The 24,324-nt window shown below is 66.5% G+C and carries 19 protein-coding genes; 12 read left to right on the top strand and 7 right to left on the bottom strand.

Annotated features, from left to right (window positions below):
• Nucleotides 1-32 precede the first annotated feature (32 nt).
• The 3 genes from K254_RS0106085 to K254_RS0106075 form a co-directional block, all read right to left on the bottom strand.
• Nucleotides 33-1,346 carry an ABC transporter substrate-binding protein gene (locus K254_RS0106085; protein WP_026554610.1) on the bottom strand — a complete coding sequence of 438 codons (1,314 nt, stop codon included), beginning with the start codon at nucleotides 1,344-1,346 and terminating at the stop codon, nucleotides 33-35.
• A 133-nt stretch (nucleotides 1,347-1,479) separates the two neighbouring features.
• Nucleotides 1,480-2,658 carry a substrate-binding domain-containing protein gene (locus tag K254_RS0106080; RefSeq protein WP_231391762.1) on the bottom strand — a complete coding sequence of 393 codons (1,179 nt, stop codon included), beginning with the start codon at nucleotides 2,656-2,658 and terminating at the stop codon, nucleotides 1,480-1,482.
• Between the two features lie 121 nt (nucleotides 2,659-2,779).
• Nucleotides 2,780-4,849 (bottom strand): alkaline phosphatase D family protein, encoded by a 2,070-nt coding sequence (locus K254_RS0106075; protein ID WP_026554608.1) that lies wholly within the window; start codon nucleotides 4,847-4,849, stop codon nucleotides 2,780-2,782.
• 184 nt (nucleotides 4,850-5,033) lie between these two features.
• Between K254_RS0106075 and K254_RS22060 the strand changes: the two genes are divergently transcribed.
• Together K254_RS22060 and K254_RS22055 are read left to right on the top strand one after the other, a co-directional pair.
• A complete protein-coding gene (locus tag K254_RS22060) occupies nucleotides 5,034-5,747 on the top strand; it encodes a GntR family transcriptional regulator (RefSeq protein WP_081709930.1) in 714 nt (237 codons plus the stop codon).
• Nucleotides 5,744-6,901 carry an alpha-D-ribose 1-methylphosphonate 5-triphosphate diphosphatase gene (locus K254_RS22055; protein WP_081709929.1) on the top strand — a complete coding sequence of 386 codons (1,158 nt, stop codon included), beginning with the start codon at nucleotides 5,744-5,746 and terminating at the stop codon, nucleotides 6,899-6,901. Before K254_RS22060 ends, K254_RS22055 begins: the two co-directional genes overlap by 4 nt.
• Before the next feature lie 24 nt (nucleotides 6,902-6,925).
• On the opposite strand, the gene K254_RS0106060 is transcribed toward K254_RS22055, so the two are convergent.
• Nucleotides 6,926-8,605, bottom strand: coding sequence for a PucR family transcriptional regulator (locus K254_RS0106060; RefSeq protein ID WP_026554607.1), 1,680 nt, complete (start codon nucleotides 8,603-8,605; stop codon nucleotides 6,926-6,928).
• A gap of 128 nt (nucleotides 8,606-8,733) precedes the next feature.
• Between K254_RS0106060 and K254_RS0106055 the strand changes: the two genes are divergently transcribed.
• The 6 genes from K254_RS0106055 to K254_RS0106030 all read left to right on the top strand — a co-directional run bounded on the left by K254_RS0106055 (nucleotide 8,734) and on the right by K254_RS0106030 (nucleotide 13,673).
• Nucleotides 8,734-10,032 (top strand): alpha-hydroxy acid oxidase, encoded by a 1,299-nt coding sequence (locus K254_RS0106055; protein ID WP_026554606.1) that lies wholly within the window; start codon nucleotides 8,734-8,736, stop codon nucleotides 10,030-10,032.
• Nucleotides 10,032-10,979, top strand: coding sequence for an ABC transporter substrate-binding protein (locus K254_RS0106050; protein ID WP_051388908.1), 948 nt, complete (start codon nucleotides 10,032-10,034; stop codon nucleotides 10,977-10,979). Before K254_RS0106055 ends, K254_RS0106050 begins: the two co-directional genes overlap by 1 nt.
• A 12-nt stretch (nucleotides 10,980-10,991) precedes the next feature.
• Entirely contained in the window at nucleotides 10,992-11,927 is a 936-nt protein-coding gene (locus K254_RS0106045; protein ID WP_051388907.1) for an amino acid ABC transporter permease, read from the top strand.
• Entirely contained in the window at nucleotides 11,924-12,688 is a 765-nt protein-coding gene (locus K254_RS0106040; protein WP_026554603.1) for an amino acid ABC transporter ATP-binding protein, read from the top strand. Before K254_RS0106045 ends, K254_RS0106040 begins: the two co-directional genes overlap by 4 nt.
• 59 nt (nucleotides 12,689-12,747) lie before the next feature.
• Nucleotides 12,748-13,128, top strand: coding sequence for a RidA family protein (locus tag K254_RS0106035; RefSeq protein WP_026554602.1), 381 nt, complete (start codon nucleotides 12,748-12,750; stop codon nucleotides 13,126-13,128).
• A gap of 173 nt (nucleotides 13,129-13,301) precedes the next feature.
• Nucleotides 13,302-13,673 carry a VOC family protein gene (locus K254_RS0106030; RefSeq protein WP_026554601.1) on the top strand — a complete coding sequence of 124 codons (372 nt, stop codon included), beginning with the start codon at nucleotides 13,302-13,304 and terminating at the stop codon, nucleotides 13,671-13,673.
• Nucleotides 13,674-13,729: 56 nt separating this feature from the next.
• Here the strand turns inward: K254_RS0106030 and K254_RS0106025 are convergent, their stop codons facing one another.
• On the bottom strand, nucleotides 13,730-14,611 hold the full coding sequence (locus K254_RS0106025) for an NAD-dependent epimerase/dehydratase family protein (RefSeq protein WP_026554600.1): 882 nt from the start codon (nucleotides 14,609-14,611) through the stop codon (nucleotides 13,730-13,732).
• Between the two features lie 230 nt (nucleotides 14,612-14,841).
• On the opposite strand from K254_RS0106025, the gene K254_RS0106020 reads away from it, so the two are divergent.
• Nucleotides 14,842-15,795 (top strand): sugar-binding transcriptional regulator, encoded by a 954-nt coding sequence (locus K254_RS0106020; protein ID WP_231391761.1) that lies wholly within the window; start codon nucleotides 14,842-14,844, stop codon nucleotides 15,793-15,795.
• On the opposite strand, the gene K254_RS0106015 is transcribed toward K254_RS0106020, so the two are convergent.
• Nucleotides 15,785-16,525 carry an aspartate/glutamate racemase family protein gene (locus tag K254_RS0106015; RefSeq protein ID WP_231391760.1) on the bottom strand — a complete coding sequence of 247 codons (741 nt, stop codon included), beginning with the start codon at nucleotides 16,523-16,525 and terminating at the stop codon, nucleotides 15,785-15,787. The genes K254_RS0106020 and K254_RS0106015 overlap by 11 nt on opposite strands.
• Before the next feature lie 105 nt (nucleotides 16,526-16,630).
• Between K254_RS0106015 and K254_RS0106010 the strand changes: the two genes are divergently transcribed.
• The 3 genes from K254_RS0106010 to K254_RS0106000 are packed head-to-tail and all read left to right on the top strand — an operon-like array spanning nucleotide 16,631 to nucleotide 21,238.
• Nucleotides 16,631-18,619: a glycoside hydrolase family 127 protein gene (locus K254_RS0106010; protein ID WP_026554597.1), complete on the top strand. Its 1,989-nt coding sequence runs from the start codon at nucleotides 16,631-16,633 to the stop codon at nucleotides 18,617-18,619.
• Nucleotides 18,620-18,624: 5 nt separating this feature from the next.
• Nucleotides 18,625-19,941 (top strand): RuBisCO large subunit C-terminal-like domain-containing protein, encoded by a 1,317-nt coding sequence (locus K254_RS0106005; protein ID WP_081709928.1) that lies wholly within the window; start codon nucleotides 18,625-18,627, stop codon nucleotides 19,939-19,941.
• The gene (locus K254_RS0106000) at nucleotides 19,934-21,238 is read left to right on the top strand and encodes a four-carbon acid sugar kinase family protein (RefSeq protein ID WP_051388906.1); all 1,305 of its coding nucleotides are present in this window, start codon (nucleotides 19,934-19,936) and stop codon (nucleotides 21,236-21,238) included. The genes K254_RS0106005 and K254_RS0106000 overlap by 8 nt, the downstream gene beginning before the upstream one ends.
• A gap of 71 nt (nucleotides 21,239-21,309) precedes the next feature.
• Here the strand turns inward: K254_RS0106000 and K254_RS0105995 are convergent, their stop codons facing one another.
• Nucleotides 21,310-24,234 carry a glycoside hydrolase family 2 TIM barrel-domain containing protein gene (locus K254_RS0105995; RefSeq protein ID WP_026554594.1) on the bottom strand — a complete coding sequence of 975 codons (2,925 nt, stop codon included), beginning with the start codon at nucleotides 24,232-24,234 and terminating at the stop codon, nucleotides 21,310-21,312.
• Nucleotides 24,235-24,324 lie beyond the last annotated feature (90 nt).

Genomic DNA, 24,324 nt, shown 5'->3' with positions numbered 1-24,324 from the left:
GGTCCGCACCCTTCGATGCGGACCCCGGGTGGCTACTGGCTGACGGACAGGCCGGTTTGCTTGAGGCCGGACACTGTTGCCTGCTGGGCCGAATCAACGGCCGCACGCACGGTGCCGCCGGTGCTCAGCTTTCCGTAGGCGTCCTTGAAGGCCGTGTTGGTGATGTCCCAGTTGGGGCCCCACTGCCAGCCGGGCGTCACGGACGCATAGGCCTTGTTGAACACGGAGTAGATGTCATTGCCGAAGTAGCTGGCATCGTAGGCCTTCTGTGCCACGGGCGTCAGGCTCGGGAAGGCCAGGAACGCCGAGCCGGTGTTGCCCCGTGCCGTGATGGCGGCCGGATCGGTGGTGAGGAATTCGATGAACTTGGCGGCCGCCGCGGGGTTCTTGCTGCTCTTGGTGATGTTGAAGCTGGATCCGCCGTAGAAGGAACCGGCGGGCCTGCCCCAGTTGGGCACCACGGCAGCGATCCACTGGCCCTGCTGGCCGCTGGCCTGGGTGCGCTTTTGGATGCCCGTGGCGCTCCAGTTGGCGCCCAGCACGCCCACGACGGTGCCGTTGGCCATGTCCAGGCTCCACTCGTCACTGAACGCCTGCTCCACCTTGACGATTTTGTCGTCGATCAGTTTCTGCCAGTAGTCGGCGACCTTCTGGGTGGCGGCGTCGTTCACGCCCACCTTCCAGCTGTCCCCCGCGGTGCCAAACCACTTGCCGCCGGCCTGCCACGCCAGTGCGGCCGTCACGGCAACCTCGTTGGGGTTGAAGCTGGCCAGGTAGGAATCCGGTGCGACGGCCTTGAGCTTGCGCCCGGCCGCCTCGAACTCCTCCCACGTGGTCGGCACGGACACGCCGGCCTTGTCCAGCATGTCCTTGCGGTACCACATGATCAGCGGAGCGGCATCGTAGGGCAGTGCGTAGGTCTTCCCGCCAAACTGGACCAACGCGCGGATCTCCTGGGAGAGCTGGTCCACGGTGGCTGCGTTGTCAATCAAACCGTCCAGCGCCTGGACCTGGCCGTTGCTGACAAACTGCGGCAGCTGCGGATATTCGATGGTGGCTACGTCCGGACCGTTGCCGGCGGTGATGGCCGTGGACAACTTGGCGTAGCCGCCGTTGGATCCGTCCGGAATGGTCTCGAAGGTGACCTTGATGTTGCTCTGGCTTGCGTTGAATGCCGCAGCCACCTTGTCCATGCCGGCCAGCGCGGACCAGAAGGTGAGCGTGCCGGTGGGCACCGTGGTGGGTTTGGGGCTGCTGGCCGGCGTGGGCTCGGCTCCGCAGGCGGCCATCAGCATGCCGCTGCCAAACAGGCCGGCCGCCCCGATCAGTAGAGTGCGACGCTTCATTGTGTTCTCCTTCGAATTCCACGATGTTTGGGTGTGTGGCCGGGGCCACATCGGTTACATCCATCAAACACTTCGGAATGAACAACAACAATCAAATGAACACAAATGAACAATCGGGGTGAACGCGGCCGTTCTAGCGCACTGTTGAACTCCGGACGACCAGCGTCGGCGACAGGCTGACCTGCTGCAGCGCCGCCGATGTACCGCGCCAGGAGCCCACGCGGTTCAGGCACATCTGCAGGGCCTGGTAGCCGACGTCGTACTTGGGCGGAGCGACAGCCGTGAGGGGCACGGCACCCAGCGAGGCGATTTCGTCGTCGTAGGCCACCAGGGCGAAATCCTCAGGGATCCGGATGCCGCGGGCCAGACAGCAGTCGGCGAACATCAGCGCGTCCTCATCGTTGTGGACAATCGCCGCCGTCAATCCGGCGTCCATGATCCCATCCAGGATCTTCTCAATCTGCCCACGCAGCACCTCCGGCGCGCTCCGGGCATCCGTGATGGCGTAGTCCATGGTGGGATCTGGCATCAGGCCGACCCTGCCCAATGCGATGCGGTAGCCTTCCCGCACCCGCGAGGCCGTCGGGCTGCTTTCTCGCAGGCACAAGGCGATCCGCTGGTGGCCGAGGTCCAACAGGTGGTTCATGGCGATTTCAGCCCCGCGCACATGGTCGCTGCGGACGGACTCCAGCCGGGCGCGGTCCACGACATCGTCAATGGAACGTTCGGCAATGACGATGGGCACTTCGGCCGCCGCCAGCAGCTCAAGGGCGGGGTTGTCCGCCAGGGATTCGGCACTGGTCGTCACCAACAATCCGTCCACGCCGCTGGCGAGCAGCCGTTCGATCTGCCGGTGTTCCTCGGTGGCGGAATAGTTGGACACGCCCAGCACCAGCCGGACACCGAGATCCCGGGCGGCGGCCTCGGCTCCGCGGATGACGGTGGGAAAGTAGTAGGCCGCGGACGGCATCACCATGCCAATGGTGGCCAAGGGAACCTGGGTGGTGGATGCCGGCCTCACCCTGCCGGCGGGCAGGGGCGCCCTGTGTCCGCCGGCCGCGCCGGCCGGGGATCTGTGGTCGATCCCGGCCGGACCTGGCTCCGGATTCGCCACGGCGCCGCCGTGGACCCGCTGCAACCGGCCCTGCTCTTCCAGCAGTGCAAGGTCCCGCCGGACTGTCATCCCCGAAATCCCCATCCGCTGTGCGAACTCGGCAACATTCAACGACCCACGCAGCCGCAGCTCGCGCAGGATCAGTCCACGACGGTCCTCGGTCAACATGTATCCAGCCCCCATTGTTTGGATCAGCATTGTTTAGATCTGTTCAGTTGTTCACTTGTTCACTATGAACTAGACCGGAGATGCCGGACGGAGTCAAGGGCCGGCCGCGGTGTGGGCTGTTCTGCCCACACCGCGGGCCGCAATCGGCGGCCTAGTGGCGGTGGCCCAGTTCCGTGGACGTGGTGTTGACCTCGAAGATGCGCCGGCCGGAACGGTTGATCCAGGTCGCCTTCAGCGTCGCCGGCTTCACGGTGGTGTCCGCCTCGATCCGGGCGAACACATTCGGCTCCACGGCGCTGTGCACCAGGGCCGGGTGGGGTACATTCAGGCTGGCGATGGTGCGGTCGTGCAGCGGGCTGACGATCCACTGCCACAGGTCGTAGCCCACGCGCGGGCCGTAGTTCAGGGCCCGGGAGACGTGGATGTCTCCGCTGAGCAGCACCACACCCGGGATCTCCTCGTCCTTGATGAAGTCGAACATGGCCTCGCGCTCGTGGGGGAAGGTCCCCCAGTCGTCGGACTCGGCATTCTGCTTGTCGTCCCAGATCATGCCGCTGACGACCAGTTTGAACGTCGCATCGCTGTTGCGCAGGCCGTCCTGGAACCATGCCCACTGCCGGGCACCGAGGCAGGTCGGCTGGCCGATGTCGGCCCAGCTGGCCTCGGTGCGGCTGAACCAGCGCGGATCCAGCAGGAAGACCTCCACCGGCCCCCGGCGGAAGGAGGTGTACACGCCCTCGCCGGCGTCGCGGTCCGTCTGCAGCTCGCCGGCGCTGGTGTGGCCGTAGGAGGCATTGGCGCGGTAGTCGACAAAGGCGCTGCGGGTGTTTTCCTTGCCCTTGACATCGCCCAGGCTGGCGTTGAAGGCGAAGTCGTGGTCGTCCCAGGTGCCCCAGGTCGGAACCGAACGGACGAGCCTGGCGACCTCGGGGACCTGCAGGAACTCACGGTGGCGCTGGCGGGCAAACTGCAGGTCGACCGAGTCGATGTAGGGGGTGTCGCCCATGAAGACGAAGCTGTCGCAGCCCTCGGCAAGGATGCGGTCCCAGACGGAATCGGAGGCGGACGGGGCGCACGAGCCCACGCCCATCACCACCCTGGACTTCGAATTGTCCTTCGGCGCCGTGGTGAACGCGCCAATGAGGGGCGTGAACGCCGGGTCGCCCGCCGTGGGGACGATCGAGAAGGTGTAGCGCGATTCGGCCTTCAGCTTGTCCACCTCGAAGATGAGGGAGTGGTCGTTGGCGTCGGTCAGTGTCGCCTCGACCTTTTCCACCTTGCCCCTTTCGCTGGTGAGGGTGCATTCCCAACGGGGAATCGCGTGGTGGTCGCGGCCCGGGCGCAGCCAGATGCGTGTGCTCTCCGAGGTGGTGTGGCCCACCATCGGACCGGCGGCCGGATCCTTGGGTTTGGGCGTCGGCACGACGGCGGGCGCGGTGCCCGCCTTGACGGCGGCGACGTAGCCTGCAATGGCCGCGAAGAATGCCTCGCTGTCGGAGACGGCCACGGCCGGCTGGATGGGGGCACCGGTGCCGTCAAAGCACTTGTCCACCGTCAGGCTTGTCACCAGGAACCGGCCCTTGCCGTGGGCGCCCTCGAGCAGCGCCGGCGGCGTGGGCTTGCCGGCCGGGGCGCAGGAGAGCAGCACCCGCATGGACTCCCAATCAACCAGCGTCTCCCAGCTGACCCGAATGGCGGCGGCGCGGTCGGTGAAGACACGGCCGTCCACTCCCGTGCGAAGCGCGGCAACCAGCGGGTGCTCGGGCGCCATCGGGTAGATCGTGTCGTGGTCGGGATCGGCCCGGGTGGCACTGAGCGGGGCGGGCAGGTAGCTGGCCTTGGGCGAGTACTGGTCCGACTGGGCCATGTCCAGGACCACACCGCCGGCGGCGGCGAAGTCACGCAGCGATGCTGCCTGGTTCTTGACGTAGTCGATGTAGGCGGGGGCATTGTTCGTGAAGGTGCCAAAGGCGATCAGGTCAACGCCCTGGGCGGTGGCGGGAAGGGTGGGGTCGAAGGCCACCACCGTGGCTCCGGCGCGGCGCAGCAGCTCCGCCAGGCCGGTGGCCTTGGTCCACGGGTCTTTGAACTCAAGGACGGCCGCACGGATCGGGGCGCCTTGGGCCGCCTGGGCAGGCATCGCCGCAGCGATGGACAGGCCCGCCGTGGCGATGCCGCCGCCGAGGAATCCTCGTCGGCCGAGGGATTTGGGGGTGCTCATGTCATGCTCCTTGGTGTTGATCGTGGGGGGGGGCGAAGTCGAAGGTGAGAGTGTGAACGGCATCCAGCATGCCCGTAAAAAGGAATCTGTATAGACAGATTTAGGGCAGTTTGCCCACTGTTCACCAACCCTTTTCCCCAGCTTTTCCGGGACTCTTCTGCCACAAACCCGCTATAGTTGGTGCATGCAGACTGAGCCGATATACCTGAAGTTGTCCCATCAGATTTTGGAACAATTCTCCGATGTACCGGTCAACCGCCCGCTGCCGTCCGAGCATGATCTGGGCGAGATCTTCGGTGTCAACCGCCAGACGATCCGGGCAGCCTTGGAGGAACTGGAGCGGCGCTGGCTGGTGCGCAGGGTAAAGGGCAGCGGCACCTTCCGCACCCAGCGCTACGAATACCGCATCAGCCGGGACCTTGCCCCCTCGTTCACCCAGACCGTGCGCGAGGCCGGCGCCGATCCCCGGACCCGCAATGGAAAACCGGTGGTCCGCCCCGCCACCGAGGGTGAACGGGACATCCTCGGGCTTGAACTTGGTGCGAAGGTCACGGTGCTGGAGCGCGTCCGCTTTCTGGATGAGCTGCCTGTCAGTACGGCAGTGTCGATCCTCCCATCGGCCCTGGTCCCCCGCCTGGCCAGCGTGCTCACCGAGGATGGATCGCTGGATGGCATTCTGCGCAGGCACTACGGCTATGCCCCGCACCGGCAGTGGAGCCAAAGCCGGCTCTCGTCCCCGCCCAGTGACATTGCCGCCACACTGGGATTGCGGGGGCAGCCGCCGCAGATTCTGCTCCGTGGGCTGATCTCCTGCACCCTGACGGGGCACAAGCTTGAATACGTCGAGAGCTACCTTCGCCCGGACGTTTTCGACGTCGTCACCGAACTGCGCGCATGATGGGCCGCTACACGATCGGCCACGTCCGCGCCGTGGTGCCGGGTGGCATTCTGGAGGACCAGCTCATCAGCGTGGCCGGCGGCGTCATCGAGGACATCCATCCGCACCCCAAGGGCGTTGCGGCCAGCATCGATGGCCGGGGGCACCTCTGCCTCCCCGGGCTGGTGGACCTCCACAGCGATGCCCTGGCGAAGGAGCACCGGCCACGGCCGGGCGCTGCCATGCCGGTGCAGCTTGCCGTCCAATCGGCCGAGAACAATCTGCTGGCCGCAGGCGTCACGACGGCGTTCCATGCGGTCTCGTTCCAGCTGAAGTCGGCGGTGGGCGTTCCGATCGGATCGCCCCGGGCCCCGGAGATCCACCACGCCCTGCGCTCCCACCCCTCACCCCGTCTCGACCACCGGGTCCTGCACCGGTTGGACGTGCGCTGCCCCGGCGGCATCGACTCGTTCCGCGTGCACCTGCAGGGGCAGAGCGGGATGCCGCTGGTCTCCTACGAGGACCACACGCCTGGCCAGGGCCAGTACCAGGACCGGCAGGTCATGGAACGGTGGCTGCGGGAAGCTGAACGCATGACGGCGGACCAGGCCGTTGACCATGTTGACCTGTTGATTGCCGAACGGGACGAACAGCTGGACCTCAAGGAGCAGACGCTCGCCTGGCTGGGCGGACTGGCCGCGGCGAAATCCATCACGCTCATGGGCCACGACCCCACCTCCCCGGCGGAGATTGACGAGCTTCTGGCCCGCCACGCCACCATCGCCGAATTCCCCACGACACTGGAGGCCGCACGCCACGCGACGGAGCGTGGCGTCGCCACCGTTGCGGGAGCTCCCAACATCCTGCTCGGCGGCTCCCACTCCGGAAACGTTTCGGCCATGGAAATGGCCCGGCACGGGGCCCTGAACGTGCTCGCCTCGGACTACCTGCCCTCGAGCCTGCTGGCAGCGGCCTTTGACCTGGCCCGTCTGGGCCACGCCACTCTCCCGGAAGCCATCGCGATGATCAGCGCGAACCCGGCCGCCGCCGTCGGGCTCCACGACCGCGGCCGGCTGGCACCGGGTCTGCGGGCGGATCTGCTGCTCTGTTCCGATGCCCACGCACACCCGCGCGTCGTACGGACATTGACGGCCAACAACCCGGACCGTCTGTAGCCGGGGCCGCCCGGCGCAGCGCGCCTACCGCGCCGCCGCCGGCTCCGCCCCGGCTGCAAGGTCCATGGTGGCCAGACGCAGCCAGAGCCAGAGCCGTTTCTGCGGATCGTCCAGATCGAGGTCAAAGTCCTTGGCCAGACGGGCCACCCGGTAGCGGACGGTGTTGTTGTGCACGTGGAGCCGTGCCGCCATCGTGGAGATGCTGCCGTTCGAGGCCAGGTACTCTCGCAGGGTGTCAAGATACTCGGTCTGCTGCTGGGCATCATTGGCCCGGATCCTGGCAAAGTCATCATGGTCGCCCAAGCCCTTCTCCGCGATGAAGGCCCCGATCTTCAGCAGATTCAGCGGCACCCGGTGGTCTTCAACGAGTCCGACGGCGGAGGCCCGGCCTCCCCCGGCGGCCGGTGGGCCCGCCTGCCGTTGCAGCAGGTACGCCAGGGTTTCCAGCGCCTCCGTTCTGGATCCCGGCAGATCCTCCACCCGGGAGGCGATTCCGCCAACCGCTGCGGCGACCGGGAAGGCACTGATGGTGTGCGAGTAGGCGCCGATGTCCGCCAGCACCCGCCGGTGCACGGACCGCGGGGCCGCCCCCTCGCAGGGCAGGAGGGCATAAACCACGGAGCCGATCAGGGCGCTGTGGCTCGTGGCGAATTGGAGGTTGCACACGGTGGTGACAAGGTGCAGGAGCCTGTGGATGTCGCGTACGGATTCCAGGCTCCCGGCTTCCGGGCGGATGATGGAGAAGGCTGCGACGGCGAGCCCGCGGGTTGGGTCAAGGCCCAGCTGGGCGGCCGCGAAGGAGGCATGCGCCGGGTCGTCCACAAGGGTGCGGATCAAGTCCCCGTTGCGGCGCTCCCCAAAGTCCGACGCCGAGCGGGCATGGAGCATGTGCAGCCCGGCCAGCGGCGCCATCCTCGTGAGCGCATCCAGGGCAGCTTCACGCCGGTCCTCCCCCGGATCGATGATCCAGATCGAGCCCAGCAGCTCTCCGCCGGCCCGCACAGCCAGGCCAAGGCGGGCCAGTTCATCGTCCTCGCCGGGGATCAGCACGGCCCGCGGCGAGGCGTAGACGGTCTTGAAGTCCGCGTCGAACGCCGGCGGATCGACCTCCTGCAGGGACAAGGTGGTGGCACGGCGCAGCTCGTCGATGGGCTGGCCGGGCAGGGTGGAGTACCCCAGCACCCTGCCCAAAGGGTCAACGATGCTGGCCGCACCATTGGTGATCGAGGCGGCAGCGTTGGCGAAGGCGTAAAGGTCCCCGAGCCGGATCCCCGAGACGGCGTCCACCGCGGCACCCATGACGGAGGTCCTGGCCAGCGCCACCAGGCGGGTCCAGTCCGCGCCGCCCGGGGCGACAAGCACCGCAAGATCATGCCGGACCGCAGCGGCCCGCAGCTGTTCCAGCGTTGCACCATGGGCCTTGACGATGACGGCCGCGGCGTTGCTGTTCGCGGCCCGGTGCAGCAGCTGGTCGAAATCCGGTGAACCACAAACCATCCCCACGGCCAGAATGATCCGGCCGTCAATGCTTGTCCATTCATCCCTGGGGTCGTACATCAGGACGTCCGAGACGGGGCGCCCCAGGTTTTCCGGCGTGGGATTGGCGTGGACCAGATCAGCCTGCATCAGCTGGATGCAATCCGCCAACCGCACCACTGCGGCATTCTTCTCGCGCTCCGAATGATCCTGCTCCATGGCATCCATGCGTGGACGATATCACAAATGTTCTGCATATCTTCTGTAGGAATTTCCATATAGATGCCCTGTGGCGTGGGTCACTATTGACGAAAGGCGCCGATCAGGGTTCCACGCAGGAAACAAGAGGATGCGAAATGAAATTCACAGACATCAAGGCACTGGCATCAGTGCAGGGGCCGGCCCGGTCCGTGTCGGAGCGGCTGTCGCGGCGTTGCTACAGCATCGAAGACATGCGGAAATTGGCCGCGAAGCGCCTTCCCGGCAGTGTGTTCGACTACATTGAGGGCGGCGGCGAGGACGAGGCGTCCCTGCGCCGCAACCTCTCCTCCTTCGATGACTGGTCGTTCCTGCCGAAGTGGGGGTCCGTCGAGCACCAGACCCTCGGCTCGACCCTGCTGGGCGGTCCGGTCGCGATGCCGCTGACGCTCTCCCCCACCGGTGGCACCAGGTTGTTCCACCCCGACGGCGAGTCCGCCGTCGCCCGTGCGGCCCTTGCGGCCGGCATCCCCTACGGGCTGGCCCACCTGAGCACGACGACGATGGAAGCGGTCAGCGCCGCCGCCCCCGGACTGCGCCGCTGGTTCAACCTGGAGCCCACCGCCGACAAGGGCCTGCTGCAGGCCGTGCTCGACAGGGTGTCCAACGCCGGCTACGAGGCCCTGATGGTCAATGTCGACTGCCGGGCCATCGGCCACCGCGAGCGCGACTACCGCAACGGCTTCACCGCTCCGCCGTCGATCAAGCCCAAGACGGTCATCGAGGGCGCCCTGCACCCGCGCTGGGCCCTGGGTTTCCTGGCGAACGATGCGATCGCCTTCCCGAACCTGGACGCCGAGATCCCCGAGGGACCGCTGTCCAGCACCCCGGACATGTGGCGGACTCTGCTGGCCGGCTCGTACGAGCCGACGGACTGGGACGACATCCGCGATCTGCGGGCACGCTGGAATGGTCCGATCATCCTCAAGGGCCTCGTCAACCCGCGGGACGCCGTTCTTGCGGCCGAGATGGGCATCGATGCCATCCAGGTCAGCAACCACGGTGGACGGCAGCTGGACCACATGGCCTCGCCTCTGGATGTGCTGCCCGAGATCGTCGACAAGACGGCCGGGCGCATGGAAATCATCGTCGACGGCGGCGTCCGCCGCGGTTCGGACGTCATCAAGGCCCTGGCCCTCGGCGCCGACGCCTGTTCCATCGGCCGGCCGTACCTGTACGGACTTGCTGCCGCCAGCCAGGCCGGCGTCACCCACGTCCTGGATCTCCTGTCCGCCGAGATGACCCGAACCATGATGCTGCTCGGCGTCTCCACCATCGCCGAGCTGCGCGAAGAGGGCCGCGACCTGGTCCGGCACCGCAGCGAGGCCTTCACCCCGACCCACCCCACCGAAACCCCCCTGGCCGAGTTGGCCTTTGCAGAGATGAGGACCCCCTGATGAACACCCTCACCGCACCGCCCGTGAAAATCTTCAAGCGCACCGTCCCGGCCGCACTTGCTGCAGCGGCACTGCTGTTCGCAGTCACCGCCTGTGGACCGAGCGCATCGTCCGCCGGCCCGGCCACCACCGGCGGATCGGCTGGAGGGGACACCGGCGTCCCCGCCCTGGCCGCGAACGATGCGGCAGTGCAGCTGCTCCCGGAGTCGATCAAGTCCTCCAAGGTCCTGCGCGTTGCCATCCCCACCAATGAGCCGCCCACGCAGTTCTACCGTGAGGGCACCCAGGAGATGACAGGGGCCAACCCGGACATTGCCCGGCTGATCGGCCAGGCGCTGGGTGTGAGCGTTGAAATCCAGGTCGCCAACTTCGATTCGATCATTCCCGGGATCGCGGCCGGCCGGTACGACATGACCGTCTCCTCCATGACGCCCACCGAGAAGCGCATGCAGGTGCTGGACTTCGTTGACTACATGCAGATGGGCACCGCCATCGCCGTGCAAAGCGGCAACCCCCACGGCATTGACAGTGAAGCGGCCCTGTGTGGAAAGAACGTCGGTCTGTTGACCGGCTCCTACCAGCTCACCGTCAACGTTCCCGCCACCAACGCCGCCTGCACGGCAGCCGGCAAGGACGTCATCCACACCAACGAGTTCCAGGACACCCGCCAGGCCATCTCGGCCCTAACCAGCGGACGCCTGGACGCGGTGCTGGCAGACCAGCCCATCCTGAACTTTGCGTCCTCGCAGAATCCCCAGGTTGTGGTCGCAGCGGCCTATGACTTCGCAGCAGTTGGGGTCGGCATGCCCAAGGACTCCGGGCTGGTGAAGTCCGTCGGTGCAGCACTTGCCACCGTCGTCACCAGCGATTCCTACCGCAAGGTGCTCGGCAAGTACGGCCTTGATTCAAGCGCCATCACCGACGCCCGCGTCAACTTCGCCCAATAGGAGATGGCTACCATGCAGCAGCAACATTCCCTCCCTGGCACCAGCCAGGACGCGCCGGAGGCACCTGCCCCCGCCAGTGGTTCCATCCCGGTGGTGCCGCTGAGGCACCCGGTCCGCATGGCCCTTGCCATCGTCCTCATCGTTCTGGCACTCGGCGGAGCGTGGGACATCGCGGTGAACCAGCGCTACCACTGGGACGTCGTCATCTCCTACCTCTTCGCCCCACAGATCCTCACCGGCGCCGTGCTGACCATTGTGCTGACGGTGGTGTCCATGAGCGTGGGCATCGCACTCGGCACGGTCCTGGCGATCATGCGGCTCTCGGCCAACCCGATTGTCAGCACCATCGCGCGCGGCTACATCTGGTTCTTCCGCGGCACCCCCCTGCTGGTGCAGCTGATCTTTTGGTACAACATCGCCGCCCTCTACCCGGTGATCGCCTTCGGCCTTCCCTTCGGCGGCCCCGCGCTGGCCCTGGGTTCGGCCAATGTGCTCATCACCCCGCTGGGCGCCGCACTGCTGGGCCTGTCCCTGAACGAGGCCGCCTACATGGCGGAGATCATCCGCGGCGGCATCCGCTCCGTGGACAAGGGCCAGTACGACGCCGCCAGGGCTCTGGGCATGAACGGCGGCCTGCTCATGCGCCGGGTCATCCTGCCCCAGGCCATGCGGGTCGTCCTCCCGCCGACCGGCAACCAGGTGATCTCGATGCTCAAGGGCACGTCCCTGGTCAGTGTGCTCGCCATCTCGGACCTGCTGTACTCGGCGCAGATCATCTACTCCAACAACTACCAAACCATCCCGCTGCTCATCGTGGCCAGCCTCTGGTACCTGCTGATGACCACCATCCTGAGCTTCTTCCAAACCAAACTTGAACGGCGCTACGGCCGCGGCTTCGAGACCGCTCCGAAGGCCGCCCGCCGCGCAAAGACAAGGACAGCATCATGAACACCGCCATGGTGGAAGCCCAGGGCGTCCGCAAGAGCTTCGGCTCCACGGAGATCCTCAAGGGCATCACTCTGAAGATCGACCGCGGCTCGGTTACCTGCCTGATCGGCCCGTCCGGTTCCGGAAAGACGACCTTCCTGCGCTGCATCAACCACCTGGAAAAGGTCGACGCCGGACGCCTGTACGTGGACCAGCAGCTGGTGGGCTACGCCGAACGCAACGGCAAGCTCTACGAAATGAAGGAACGCCAAACGGCGCGCTCACGGCGGGCCGCCGGGATGGTCTTCCAACGCTTCAACCTCTTCCCGCACATGACGGTGCTGGAGAACATTGTCGAAGCGCCCATCCGGGTCCTGGGCCGCCCGCGCAGCGAGGTCACCGTCGAGGCGCAGACGCTGCTGGACCGGGTCGGGCTCGGCAACCGCGGCGGCGCCTACCCCCAGGAGCTCTCCGGCGGGCAGCAGCAGCGGGTGGCCATCGCCCGGGCGCTGGCCATGAAGCCCAAGCTCATGCTCTTCGATGAGCCGACGTCGGCCCTGGACCCCGAGCTCGTCGGCGAGGTGCTCGACGTCATGAAGTCCCTCGCCGAGGCCGGGATGACGATGGTCGTGGTCACCCACGAGCTCGCCTTCGCCCGCCAGGTCGCCGACCAGGTGGTCTTCATGGACCAGGGCGTCGTCGTCGAAAGCGGCCCGCCCGCCGAGGTCCTGGGCAACCCGAAGCACGAACGCACCCAGGCCTTCCTCTCCAAGGTCCTCTGACCACCACCGTCCCACCCGTTGGCCGGCCCGCCGGCCGGCATCCAGAAAGGAACCACCCCATGCTCCGAGAGCAGATCACCACCACGCTTGCCCCCGTCCCCGCGGGCCCGTACTCCCAGGCCATCGCCGCCAACGGCTTCCTCTACACGGCGGGGCAGACGCCGCATGACCCGGTGACCGGGGACACGGTGGGCACCACCATCGAAGAGCAGAGCGTGCAGGCCATGAAGAACCTCTCCGCCGTCCTGGCCGCGCACGGGCTGGACTTCTCCCACGTCGTCAAGGCCACCGTGCACCTGCACCACCCGGGCCGCGACTTCAACGGCTTCAACAGCATCTACGCCAAGTACATCGAGGCACCCTTCCCGGCGCGCACCACCGTGGGCTCGTTCCTGGGCGACTTCCTGGTCGAGATCGACGTCGTCGCCGCCATCCCCTGATCCACCCAACTGAGTGACAGTTATCGCACGTTCCAGAGCGTGGAGTGTGCGATAGCTGTCACTCAGTTTTGTGCGTGACAGGGGCCGCGTGCACTGCCACGGTGCTAGGCTCCGCCCAGATGGTCTCCGACCATCATCGTAGGGAATCCACCACTCAGAGCGGAGCAGGGAACATGGAACTGGGCGCCTTTTCGATCAGCCTCACCGTGAAGGACATCGAGGCCTCGGCGGCCTTCTACGGGAAGCTCGGCTTTACCAAGCACGGTGGCGACATCGCCCAAAACTGGCTGATTCTGAAGAATGGCGAGACCGTCATTGGGCTCTTCCAGGGAATGTTCGAGCAGAACGCCCTGACGTTCAACCCCGGTTGGAACCAGAATGCGCAGGAGCTCGGCTCCTTCACCGATGTCCGCGACCTCCAGCGGGACTTGAAGGCCCAGGGCGTGCAGTTCCTCTCGGAGGCGGATGAGGAATCGACGGGACCGGCCAGCTTCATGCTGCAAGATCCGGACGGCAATCCGATCATTGTGGACCAGCACCGCTGACCAGCCACCGGCCGGTGCCTCCGCACTGCGGAGGCACCGGCCGGTGCGTGGACGCCTCAGGTGGGAGAGGGGCCGGCTGGGAGCGATGCCAGGTGCGCCGCGTATTCGCCGCGCCACAGGTGCTCCGGTTCAAATCCCCAGCGGCTCCGCGCCTTGTCGATGGACATGAGCGTTTCAAACTCGCCCAGACCCTTCCGCAGCGGGACGCCGGGAAAGTGGAGTGTGGCGAGCTCCGCCGTGGGAATGGCACTTCCGGTGTCCGACGCTGCGACGTCGTACACGTCAAAGCCGGGCGACGCGTGCTCCAGCGCGAGTGACACCGCTAGGGCACCATCGCGTGAGTCAACGTAGCTGAACATCAGGTCGCGCCTGTAGTCGGGATTGGAGGCCCGGGCAAAGCTTCCATACTCGCCGGGAGCAACGACGTTGGTGAACCGCAGCGAGCTGATGCTCAAGCCCTCCTCCCACCGGACAAGCTCGCGCCACATGGCCTCTTCCGCCACTTTGCCCAAAGCGTAGGTGTTGTTGGCGGCGGTGGTGGATTCGTCGATGGGCAGGGCCGCCGGCGGTTCGTCGAAGGGGAATCCCATGGCCGTGATGCTGGATGCCGTGACAATCCTGCGGACGCCGGCCCGCATGGCAGCGTGGACAACATTGAAGCTGACGGTGATGTTGTTCTGGAACGTCGCGGCATCGGGCACCAGCCCGTTGACGGGTATGGCTGCGAGGTGGACCACCGCATCCAGCCCTTCATGCCGTGCCGTGACGCCGAGCAGGCTGTCGATCGTCTGGCCGTAGTCGGCAAGGTCCACCCGGGTGAATCCAACGCCGGGGGCTCCCGCGAGGTCCAGCCCAACGACGTCATGCCCGTCCTGGCGCAGCCGGTCAACCGTGGCCCGACCCAGCTTCCCTGAGCTGCCGGTTACTGCAATGCGCATGCGTTGCTCTTCTCTGTGTGCATGGTGGTTGTCTGGACCTTCCACCAATTGAATAATCTGTCAATAACGAATACTGATACAATTGTGGCAAGCATGCATGGACGGTTCCACGGCTGGACATCCACGGGATGCATCCTGCAGTTTCGCCACCCCGATCGGAGACCCCCATGCCCAGCGGCCGCCACACTGTAGTTGACGGGCAAGTACGGCTCCTGACAAAAGTTGCCCGCATGTACCATGAGCGTGGCATCCGCCAGGCAGACATCGCCACGGCCCTGAACATCTCCCAGGCGAAGGTCTCCCGCCTCCTCAAGCGGGCCGCCGCCCAGGGAATCGTCCGCACCACTGTCATGGTCTCTCCGGGCCTGTATTCGGACCTGGAAGAGCAGCTCGAAGCGAAATTCGGCCTGCTGGAAGCCGTCGTCGTCGATATCGAGAACGACGACGACGAACTCGCCGTCCACTCTGCGCTCGGCGCGGCGGCCGGGAGCTACCTTGAGGCCACACTGGGCGGCGGCGACCGCATCGGCATCTCCTCGTGGAGCCAGACGCTGCTGGCCCTGGTCGACAGGATGCGCCCCTTCACCGTTGGCGGCGCCGCCGAAGTGGTGCAGCTTCTGGGTGGCATCGGAACACCCGAGGTCCAGAACCAGGCGCAGCGGCTCGCGGGCGAGTTCGCCCGGATGCTCGGCGCCAAACCGGTCTACGTGCCGGCCCCCGGCGTGGTCGCGGACCGGGCCACCCGCGACAGCCTGCTGCAGGATGTCGCCCTGACCGAGGTGACGCGGCGATGGAGCGAACTCACCATGGCCGTGGTGGGCATCGGCAGCATTGAACCCTCTGACTTGCTTGCCGAAAGCGGGAATGCCTTCTCCCCGCAGGATCTTGAGCGGCTGCTGGCGGCGGGAGCCGTCGGCGACATTTGTCACCATGTCTTCACCGCGGATGGAACCTCCGTCACGGGCGACCTCGCCTCACGCACCATTTCCATACCCGTTGAGAACTTCCTGTCGATCCCCCGCCGCATGGGCGTCGCCGGCGGCCGGCGCAAACGTGAACCCATCCGCGGGGCCTTGGCCGGGGGCTGGGTCAACGTGCTCGTTACCGACATCCACACCGCTGAAGCACTGGTGGCTCCGGACAGTTCCGCCGCGGATCCGCTGCCCGTTGGGCTCACCCCTTAGCGGGGAGCGCCGCGAGCAGCTGGTGGAGACGCTTCACGCCTGATTCCATGCTCGTCAACACCGGCACCGCCACGTCGCAGATCTGGGCGGCGCTTGCCATCGAGGCCTGCGCCAGCACCACCACATCGGAGGACTCCGAGGCCTTTTGGATCGCGGCGGCCACCAGGACATCGTGCCTGGCACGATCGCCGGACGATACTGCGGCGAAGGCGCCTTCAACAACCACACTGTTGATGGATGGCGTGCGCCCGGCCGCCTTGGCCCGCTCGGCAATGAGCCGGGTCGTCGGCGCGCAGGTTGTCGCCAGGGTTGCCAGCACCGTGATCCGGTCCCCAGCCGCAACAGCCTCATCGGCCATGGCCTCATCGATCCTGAGGATCGGAATCCCCACCTCGGCCGAAATGGGCGCCGCCAATTCTGAAATGGACGAGCACGTCAACATGACGGCAACTGCACCGGCGTCCGCTGCTGCCCTTGCCAGTGCGCCAACACGGCGGGGCACCGAATCGAACAGCTCGGGGTCGCTGAGGTCGGCGACAATGCGATCGTCCAGGTAGTTGATGGCCGTAACGCCCGGCAGCTCCCGTTTCACGATGTCCATGACGGGACCGATCACGACCGCGCCCGTGTGCAGCAACGCGATCCTGGGGGTTTCATTCATTTCGTTGTCCGTTCGTGCGTGTTCAGTCATCTTCGAGAGAATATTCACCCCCTCGTTCGCGTTGAGCATATCACTGCGCTCGGCTATTGTGAATATTCATTCGAGTTTGCGAGAATAGTCACCAACGCATGCAGGCGCCCGCCTGATGAGGGAATCGACAACGAGGACGACACCATGAACAGCAGTACAGCGAAGCGCCAGCATGCTCCGCTCTCCGCACTTGCCGCAGCCAATATCACGTGGGACGGCGGCTTCTGGGGAGATCAACTTGAACGCACCCGCACAGTCACTGTGCCAAGCATGTGGAACTCGCTCAGTGATCCGGCGGTGAGTCCCGGGTGGCGGAATTTCCTCATCGCGGCCGGCGATGCCCAGGGCAGGCACCAGGGCCCTCCGTTCCTGGACGGTGATTTCTACAAGTGGCTCGAGGCGGCCATCAGCCTGCTGGAGACCACACCCGATCCAGAGCTGGCAGAGGAGATCAACCAGATCGCCGCCAAGATCGCCTCGGTCCAGCGTGAGGACGGCTACCTCCACACGCCCACCCGCATTGCCGAGCGCAACAGCGAAACGGCCCAGGCCCTTGCCGACAGGTTCAACTTCGAAACGTACAACCTGGGCCACCTGATCACTGCCGGCGTGCGCCACCACCGCGTCACCGGCAGCACGGTTCTGTTGGACGCCGCGGAAAGGGCTGCCGGGTTCCTGGAGGATCTGGCCACAAACCACACGGACCAGCTGGCACGCAGTGCAATCTGCCCGTCCCACTACATGGCCGTCATTGAGCTGTACAGGGAGACCGGCAACGAACGCTACCTCCGTTTGGCCGAATCCTTTGTCACCGTGCGTGACGACTTCGAGGGGGGCGATGACAACCAGGACCGTGTGCGGGTCCGGGACCAGAAGGTCGCCGCGGGCCACGCGGTCCGGGCCAACTATCTGTACGCGGGGCTTGCGGACATCGTCGCCGAGACCGGCGACGATGAGCTCGCCACCGTGCTCGACCGCCTCTGGAAGGACGTGGTTGACACCAAGCTCTACATCACCGGAGGGTGCGGTGCCTTGTACGACGGCGCCTCTCCGGACGGCAACCCCATGCAAAGCGACATCAGCCGCGTGCACCAGGCGTACGGGCGGGCGTTCCAGCTGCCCAACACCACGGCACACAACGAATCCTGCGCCAACATCGGCATGATCTTTTGGAGCGAGCGGATGCTGGCACTCACCGGTGACGCGGCGTATGCCGACGTCATTGAACGGATTGCCTACAACAGCCTGCTGGCCAGCATCAGCCTCGATGGAACGCGCTACTTCTATACGAACCCCCTGCGCCAGGTGCGTGGGCTCCCGTTCGACCTCCGCATGCCCGGCGATACGGCCCAGCGCCCGATTCCCACCCCGCCGCCGTCGGACGCCCGCCTGCGTGCGGAATACATGAGCTGCTTCTGCTGCCCACCCAACATCGCACGCACGCTGGCCCAGTTCCACGAGCGGGCCATGTCCACCTCGGACGACGGCCTTTGGGTCCACCTCTATGGAAGCGCACAGGTCCAGGTCGAAGTCGACGGCCGTGGCATCGGGCTGCAGGAAACCTCCGCCCAGCCCTGGGGTGAGAATGTCGACTTCACCGTAACCTCGGTGGCGGACGGCGGGCTGCCGCTGAAACTGCGCATTCCCGGCTGGAGTGAAGGCAGCACCATCGCCGTCAACGGCGAACAGGTTGCCGTCGGCGCGCCAGGGACGTACGCCACCCTTGACCGGCCGTGGCAGGTGGGCGACACCATCTCCCTGGTGCTGCCCATGCCGGTGAGAATGGTCCGCGGGCACCGTCTGGCCGAGGAAATCTCCAACCAGGTTGCCGTGACCCGTGGTCCTGTCGTCTACTGCGTCGAAAGCCAGGATCTGCCCGATGGCGTGAGGATGGAGCAGGTTGCGCTGCGCCGCGGCACCACCTTCACACCCGTGGAGCGCGACGTCGAAGGACGGCCGATGGTGGTGCTCGAATGCGAGGCAGTCATTCTCCCGCAGGTCCAGGAACAGGGGCTCTATGCCGAGGTTGACGACGCCGAGCTGCGCACCGCTCCCGTGAGGCTGATCCCCTACTTTGCCTGGGGCAACCGCGGGCCCTCCGAAATGTCCGTCTGGCTCCCGTTGGCATGGTGACACCAATGACTGAAACGACACTTCCTCATCAGGCGCCGGCCACGTCCGCCGGCGCTGTGGCCGAAGCAGACCCACAATACGTGGTGGCGACGTACCATATCGAAACCTCCCTGGACCTCCAGCGGGCCGCCGCTGTGCTTGCCGGCGAACAGTCGACCGGGACGTTTGTCCGGGTCGCCCGGGAGTCCGATGAGCTGCGTTCCCGCTTCGCAGCCCAGGTGGTGGACCTCGAGGAGATTCCCCTGACGGGCTCCTCGCCGCTTCCCGGCGCCGTCGGCGATCCGGCCAAACGCCGCCGGGCGAAGCTGCGGATCCGTTTCCCGCTGGCCAACTTCGGGCCCTCGCTGCCAAACCTTCAGGCCGCCGTGGCCGGCAATCTGTTCGAGATCAAAGAGCTCGCCGCCATCAAGCTCATGGATCTGGACCTTCCCCCGGCCTTCGCGGAGCGCTATCCGGGGCCGGCCTTCGGCATTGAAGGAACCAGAAGGCTCATGTCCCGACCCTCCGGTGCGCTGCTGGGGACCATCGTCAAGCCGAGCATCGGGCTGTCGCCGGCGGACCTCGCCGAGGTGGTCGCGGAACTGGCAGGCGCCGGAGTGGACTTCATCAAGGACGACGAGCTGCAGGGCAATGGCCCATCGGCCCCCCTGGCTGAGCGGGTCCGCGCCGTGATGCCCGTGCTTCGCCGGCATGCCGACCGCACAGGCGTGATGCCGATGTATGCCTTCAACATCACCGACGACATCGGCCGGCTCGAAGCCAACCATGATCTCGTCGTCGAGGCCGGCGGCACCTGCGTCATGGCCTGCATCAACATGGTCGGGCTGGCGGGGGTTGAATTCCTGCGCCGCCATGCAACGGTCCCCATCCATGGACACCGGGCCATGTTCGGCTCCATCAGCCGATCGGACCAGTTGGGCTTCTCCTTCCGGGCCTGGCAGAAGATGGCCAGGCTCTCCGGCGTCGACCACCTCCACACGAACGGCATCAGCAACAAGTTCTACGAGAGCGACGCCGAGGTGCTGGACTCGATTGCCGCGGTGCGCGAACCCCTGCTGGGGCAGACGGCGACCTTGCCTGTACTATCGTCCGGACAGTGGGCAGGCCTTGCCCACGCAACCTACGCGGCCACGGGCACCGATGATCTGTTGGTCCTCGCCGGCGGTGGGATCCATGGCCATCCCGATGGGCCGGCCGCCGGGGTGCGGAGCATGCGCGCGGCCTGGGATTCTGCCGCGCGCGGCGAAACCACCGCAACGGCCCTCGCCGCATCGGTCGACCTGCGGCGGGCCACCGAAATGTTTGGAGCACCACGTGGATAGCCTGCGGTTCGCCTTTTACGGAGATGATTTCACCGGCAGCGTCGATGTCCTTCTCCAATTGCGGCGCGCAGGGTGGACGAGCAGGCTCTTCCTCGGCCTTCCGGATCCCGAGGAGTTGAAGGCCGCGGCCGGGGAGGTGGATGCCGTCGGAATTGCCGGCGTCGCCCGCTCGCTGCCCACCGGCACGTTGGCGGCGGAGGTCCAACCCGCGCTCGAGGCGCTGGCTGCCCTGGGGCCGCGGATCCTGCAGTACAAGGCCTGCTCAACCGCCGACTCCTCCCCCAGCATTGGCAGCCTTGGCCGCGTGCTGGAGATCGCGCAGGGGGTGTTCGGACCGGCCACGGTGCCCATGCTCTTCGCGCAGCCCGACTTCGGCCGATATACAGCGTTTGGCCATCATTTCGCGGCCGAGCAGGGAACTGTCCACCGCCTCGACCGCCAACCGACCATGTCCGCGCACCCCACGACGCCGATGGACGAGTCGGACCTTGCCAGGCATCTGTCGCGGCAGACCCACTTGGCCATCGGCAGCCTCCACCTCACCGAGTACACCGATGCCCAGTCCATTGCCGCCAATCTGGCACAGCGCAGCGAGGCGGCCACAGTGCTCGATGCCATCACGGACGGGCACGTCGACATGGTCGGGGAAGCCGTGGTTGCGGCAGCACAGCCGCACACCCCGCAGTTTGTCCTTGGTTCTGGCGGATTTACGCGGGGCCTGGCGGCGGCCCTCTCCCAGGGCGCTGAAACCCTGGGGGCCGGCAGTGGCCAGCTGAACCCGGATGGACCTGTGCTTGCCGTCTCGGGCTCCCAATCGCACCAGACGGCGCGCCAGGTCCAGGACGCCCGGCGCCAGGGCTGGACCGTCCTCGAGCTCTCGGGGCGGGATGACGCGCCACTTCTGGAGCGCGTCCTTGCCGAGCTTTCAGCGGGGCGAAGCGTGGTGGTCACCACCGGCGCCGACGCGGCGGAAGCCTGTGCGGGCCTGAGCCTTGTCGAGACGCTCGCCGCCAGGCTCTCGGCGGTTGTTGAGGCAGCACTCCACCGCGGCGCAACCCGGCGGGTGATTGTGTGCGGCGGGGACACCTCCAGCCACGTCCTCGTCCGGCTGGGCGCCCGCTCGCTGTCGATCGCGTCAAACCCGGTGGGCAACGTCGTCCTGTGCACGGTTGGTTCGGCCAAGGGCTGGGTGGACGGCGTCGAGATGCTGCTCAAGGGCGGCCAGGTGGGGCCGGTGGACCTCTTCGAGACCATCCGCACACTGGGCTCCCGGCAGAGCGCTGCATCCATCAACTGAGCCTTTACGCTGGCCCCGCTGCTGGCGGGGAGTGCGGAACTCCGCACTCCCCGCCAGCAGCTTTTAAGTCCTCAGGCCCGGAAGCGGACGCTCCAGGTGGTGCGTTCGCGGGGAATCCGGTACTGATCGGGCAACGCTGGTCCGCAGGCCGCCGACCCCAGCCCCATCTGGGCGTGGTCCACGTTCAAGAACACCGTGCCCGAATCGACCAGGTCGTGGGGATGCCTGGCCGTCTCGAGGGCCTCGCTAGACCAGCGCCGCGCGGTGAAGTCGAATGCCGGTCCACCGTCAACGCGCAGGGTGGGCAGTCCACGGCCCGCCAATTCCAGCCACCGGGTGTCGACATGGTTGCCATTCTCCTGGGGGACCGGATACGCAGTCTGCAGGGCATCAATGCTTGAGGCGTGGATTCCGATGCCCGCGGCCTCCCTGGAATCCACGTAGGACTCCCCCGGCCCCCGGCCAAACCATCTGGCGTCGGTGTAGGCGCCGGGAAGGCCGAGCCGAAGGCCCAGCCGGGGCAGGACGATGTCGCGGTGCTGGTACGGCGTGTCTGCCCACGGTCCCGTGAATTCCACGGAGGACTCCAACCGCAGCCCTGCATCGTCGGCGCTCCAGTCGAAGGTGTACTCGATGGCATGGGGGTGCGTGGCCGCGGCACAGCGCCCTGCCACCCTGATGCTGTCGCCGTCTGTTTCGACGCTGTCGACGCGGTGCTGCATCCTGTCGATTCCGACGGCGAGCCACACGGCGGCGAGATTGTTGCTGCCGCCCTGCCCGCGGTCGTTCTCAGTGGGTGCACGGTGCACGTCCAGGCGCGGACCGTCGAGTTCCAGGCGTCCGAGCCGGGTGAGCCTTCCGGAGGTGGCGTCAAAGAGCGCATCACCGAGCTGGAGCACGTCGTTGGACGACGACACCCGCCGCAGCGGCCCGGGAGTTTGACGCGCGGGGCGGGCGGCGAGCAGCCCCTGGGACCAGGCAACAAGGTGACCCGCCGGCGCCCACGCGGCATCGTCGGCGAGGACGGCCTCCACCGTCAGCCACCACTCCCCCGGATCAAGTCCGGGTTCCGCCGGGATGGCCAGCGTGGCACCCTCCCCTGCGGCCGTCGGCGGGACGTCCAGGACGCCACTGGATTCAAGCACGCCATCGACCTCCAAACGCCACCGGAAGACCAGGTGGTCCAGCGCCAGTGCGTCGTAGCCGTTGCGGATGAGGATCCTTTCACCCACGGAAATCTCCACGGGCTGGATGACCTTTTTGAGTTCGGCAAGTCCCGGCGAGGGCGTGCGGTCCGAGAAGACCAGGCCGTCAAGGCAGTACCGGCCACCATTTGGACGGTAGGCGACATCGGAGCCATGCATGATGAACTCCTGGCCCGAAGCATTCCGGTTCCGGAAGCCATGGTCGATCCATTCCCACACAAAACCACCGCAGAACCGCTCGTGCGATCTCATGATGCGGTGGTAGTCGGCCAACGATCCGGGACCGTTGCCCATGGCGTGGGCGTACTCGCAGAGCAGGAACGGCAGTGAACGACGGCGGTCGTCCTCGCCGTCGCTGATTCCCTCGGGGCGGGGATCCTCGCGGCGGCCGATCTGCTCTAAAAGCTCCAACGATGGGTACATCAGCGAGGCGAAGTCCGAGTTGTGGTAGCTCGGATCACGCTCGTAGTGGATCGGTCGCGAAGGGTCGCGGTCGCGGATCCAGGACTCGAGGGCATCGAAGTTTCCGCCCACCCAGCTCTCGTTCGCCATGGACCACACCACCACGCTGGGACTGTTCTTGTCGCGCTCCACCATGCGCCGGGTGCGGTCCATCATGGCCGGCAGCCACTGCGGATCGGCCGGCGGATTGCCCTCCCATCCGGCGTAGATGAAGCCATGGGTCTCAAGGTCCGCTTCCTCCACCACCCAGAGCCCGTACTCGTCGCACAGCCGGATGAACTCCGGGTGCGGTGGATAGTGGCTGGTGCGCACGGCGTTGATGTTGTTTTGCTTCATCGCCACGATGTCCTGGACCATCGTCTCGCGGTCCAGGGTTCGCCCCGTGTCCGGATGGTGTTCGTGGCGGTTCACCCCGCGGAAGAACACCGGCCGGCCATTGGCAAGGAGCACGCCGTCGTGGATCCCAATGGTGCGGAATCCAATGCGGAGCTCAATCGTTTCGCCGGCGGAGGTGAGTGTGCCCCGGTACAACCTGGGGGATTCGGCGCTCCAGGGTTCCACGGGCACGGTGGAGGTCGCCCCTGCCGCCATGCTGATGCCCAGGTCCGGGATCTCCACGAGGGCCGGCGTTGAGGCGTCGATGCTCAGCGTGCCCTGGCCTGTTCGATGGTCGTAGCCGGCATGGACGAAGAAGTCGTCGATGGCCCCGACAGGCCGTTCGATCAGCTCGACATCGCGGAAGATCCCCGGCAGCCACCACATGTCCTGGTCTTCGAGGTAGGTGCCCGAAGACCAGCGGTGGACCCGCACGGCCAGCACGTTCTCGCCTGGGGCCACCGTGGCGTCAAACTCGAACGGCGACCGGCTGCCCGTGGAGTAGCCCAGCTCCTTGCCGTTGAGCCACACCTTCGCGCAGGAGTCCACGCCCTGGAACCGCAGCACCGCCGCTTCCCAGCCCTCGCCGGCGTCGAAGACCAGACGGTAGTCCCCGGTGGGGTTTTCCGTGGGTACGCGAGGGGGGTCCAGGGGAATCGGGAGTGCCGTGTTGGTGTACAGCGGGCCCTCGGCGGTGCCGCGCAAAGAGCGTGCGGGGCCGCCTGCCAGTGGCGTGACGGGTTCCAAAACCCAGTGGGAAGGCACCCGGATGGCATCCCATCCACTATCGTCAAAGCCAGCGTGGACAAAGCCGGCCCCCGTGCCCGCCGCCGTGGGCGAGAGCCGGAACCGCCAGTCGCCGTTGAGGCTGAGTCTGCGGGCATTGCTGAGCGCGTCCGCGCGGGGCTCGCGGCGGCCCGATCCGGGGGTGTGGTCTTCCCAATAGTGGGGCATCGGTGGTCCTGTTCAATGGGGGGGGTGCGGCAGGGGGGCGGGACGTTCGGGGCTGCATCATCGGACACGCAGTGCATCTACCCCGCACGG

This window comes from Arthrobacter sp. 35W, from assembly GCF_000482545.1.
Taxonomy (GTDB): Bacteria; Actinomycetota; Actinomycetes; order Actinomycetales; family Micrococcaceae; genus Specibacter.
This window is presented reverse-complemented; position numbering and strand designations above follow the sequence as displayed.

What these genes read in the sequence shown, in the direction of transcription:
- K254_RS0106055 (WP_026554606.1), top strand. Translation starts at nt 8,734, where the DNA reads ATGAAATTCACAGACATCAAGGCACTGGCATCAGTGCAGGGGCCGGCC.
- K254_RS0106045 (WP_051388907.1), top strand. Translation starts at nt 10,992, where the DNA reads ATGCAGCAGCAACATTCCCTCCCTGGCACCAGCCAGGACGCGCCGGAG.
- K254_RS0106080 (WP_231391762.1), bottom strand. Translation starts at nt 2,658, where the DNA reads ATGCTGATCCAAACAATGGGGGCTGGATACATGTTGACCGAGGACCGT.
- K254_RS0106015 (WP_231391760.1), bottom strand. Translation starts at nt 16,525, where the DNA reads ATGCTCAACGCGAACGAGGGGGTGAATATTCTCTCGAAGATGACTGAA.
- K254_RS0106010 (WP_026554597.1), top strand. Translation starts at nt 16,631, where the DNA reads ATGAACAGCAGTACAGCGAAGCGCCAGCATGCTCCGCTCTCCGCACTT.
- K254_RS0106085 (WP_026554610.1), bottom strand. Translation starts at nt 1,346, where the DNA reads ATGAAGCGTCGCACTCTACTGATCGGGGCGGCCGGCCTGTTTGGCAGC.
- K254_RS0106060 (WP_026554607.1), bottom strand. Translation starts at nt 8,605, where the DNA reads ATGGATGCCATGGAGCAGGATCATTCGGAGCGCGAGAAGAATGCCGCA.
- K254_RS0106075 (WP_026554608.1), bottom strand. Translation starts at nt 4,849, where the DNA reads ATGAGCACCCCCAAATCCCTCGGCCGACGAGGATTCCTCGGCGGCGGC.
- K254_RS0106035 (WP_026554602.1), top strand. Translation starts at nt 12,748, where the DNA reads ATGCTCCGAGAGCAGATCACCACCACGCTTGCCCCCGTCCCCGCGGGC.
- K254_RS0106020 (WP_231391761.1), top strand. Translation starts at nt 14,842, where the DNA reads ATGTACCATGAGCGTGGCATCCGCCAGGCAGACATCGCCACGGCCCTG.
- K254_RS0106050 (WP_051388908.1), top strand. Translation starts at nt 10,032, where the DNA reads ATGAACACCCTCACCGCACCGCCCGTGAAAATCTTCAAGCGCACCGTC.
- K254_RS0106025 (WP_026554600.1), bottom strand. Translation starts at nt 14,611, where the DNA reads ATGCGCATTGCAGTAACCGGCAGCTCAGGGAAGCTGGGTCGGGCCACG.
- K254_RS22055 (WP_081709929.1), top strand. Translation starts at nt 5,744, where the DNA reads ATGATGGGCCGCTACACGATCGGCCACGTCCGCGCCGTGGTGCCGGGT.
- K254_RS0106030 (WP_026554601.1), top strand. Translation starts at nt 13,302, where the DNA reads ATGGAACTGGGCGCCTTTTCGATCAGCCTCACCGTGAAGGACATCGAG.
- K254_RS0106005 (WP_081709928.1), top strand. Translation starts at nt 18,625, where the DNA reads ATGACTGAAACGACACTTCCTCATCAGGCGCCGGCCACGTCCGCCGGC.
- K254_RS22060 (WP_081709930.1), top strand. Translation starts at nt 5,034, where the DNA reads ATGCAGACTGAGCCGATATACCTGAAGTTGTCCCATCAGATTTTGGAA.
- K254_RS0105995 (WP_026554594.1), bottom strand. Translation starts at nt 24,234, where the DNA reads ATGCCCCACTATTGGGAAGACCACACCCCCGGATCGGGCCGCCGCGAG.
- K254_RS0106040 (WP_026554603.1), top strand. Translation starts at nt 11,924, where the DNA reads ATGAACACCGCCATGGTGGAAGCCCAGGGCGTCCGCAAGAGCTTCGGC.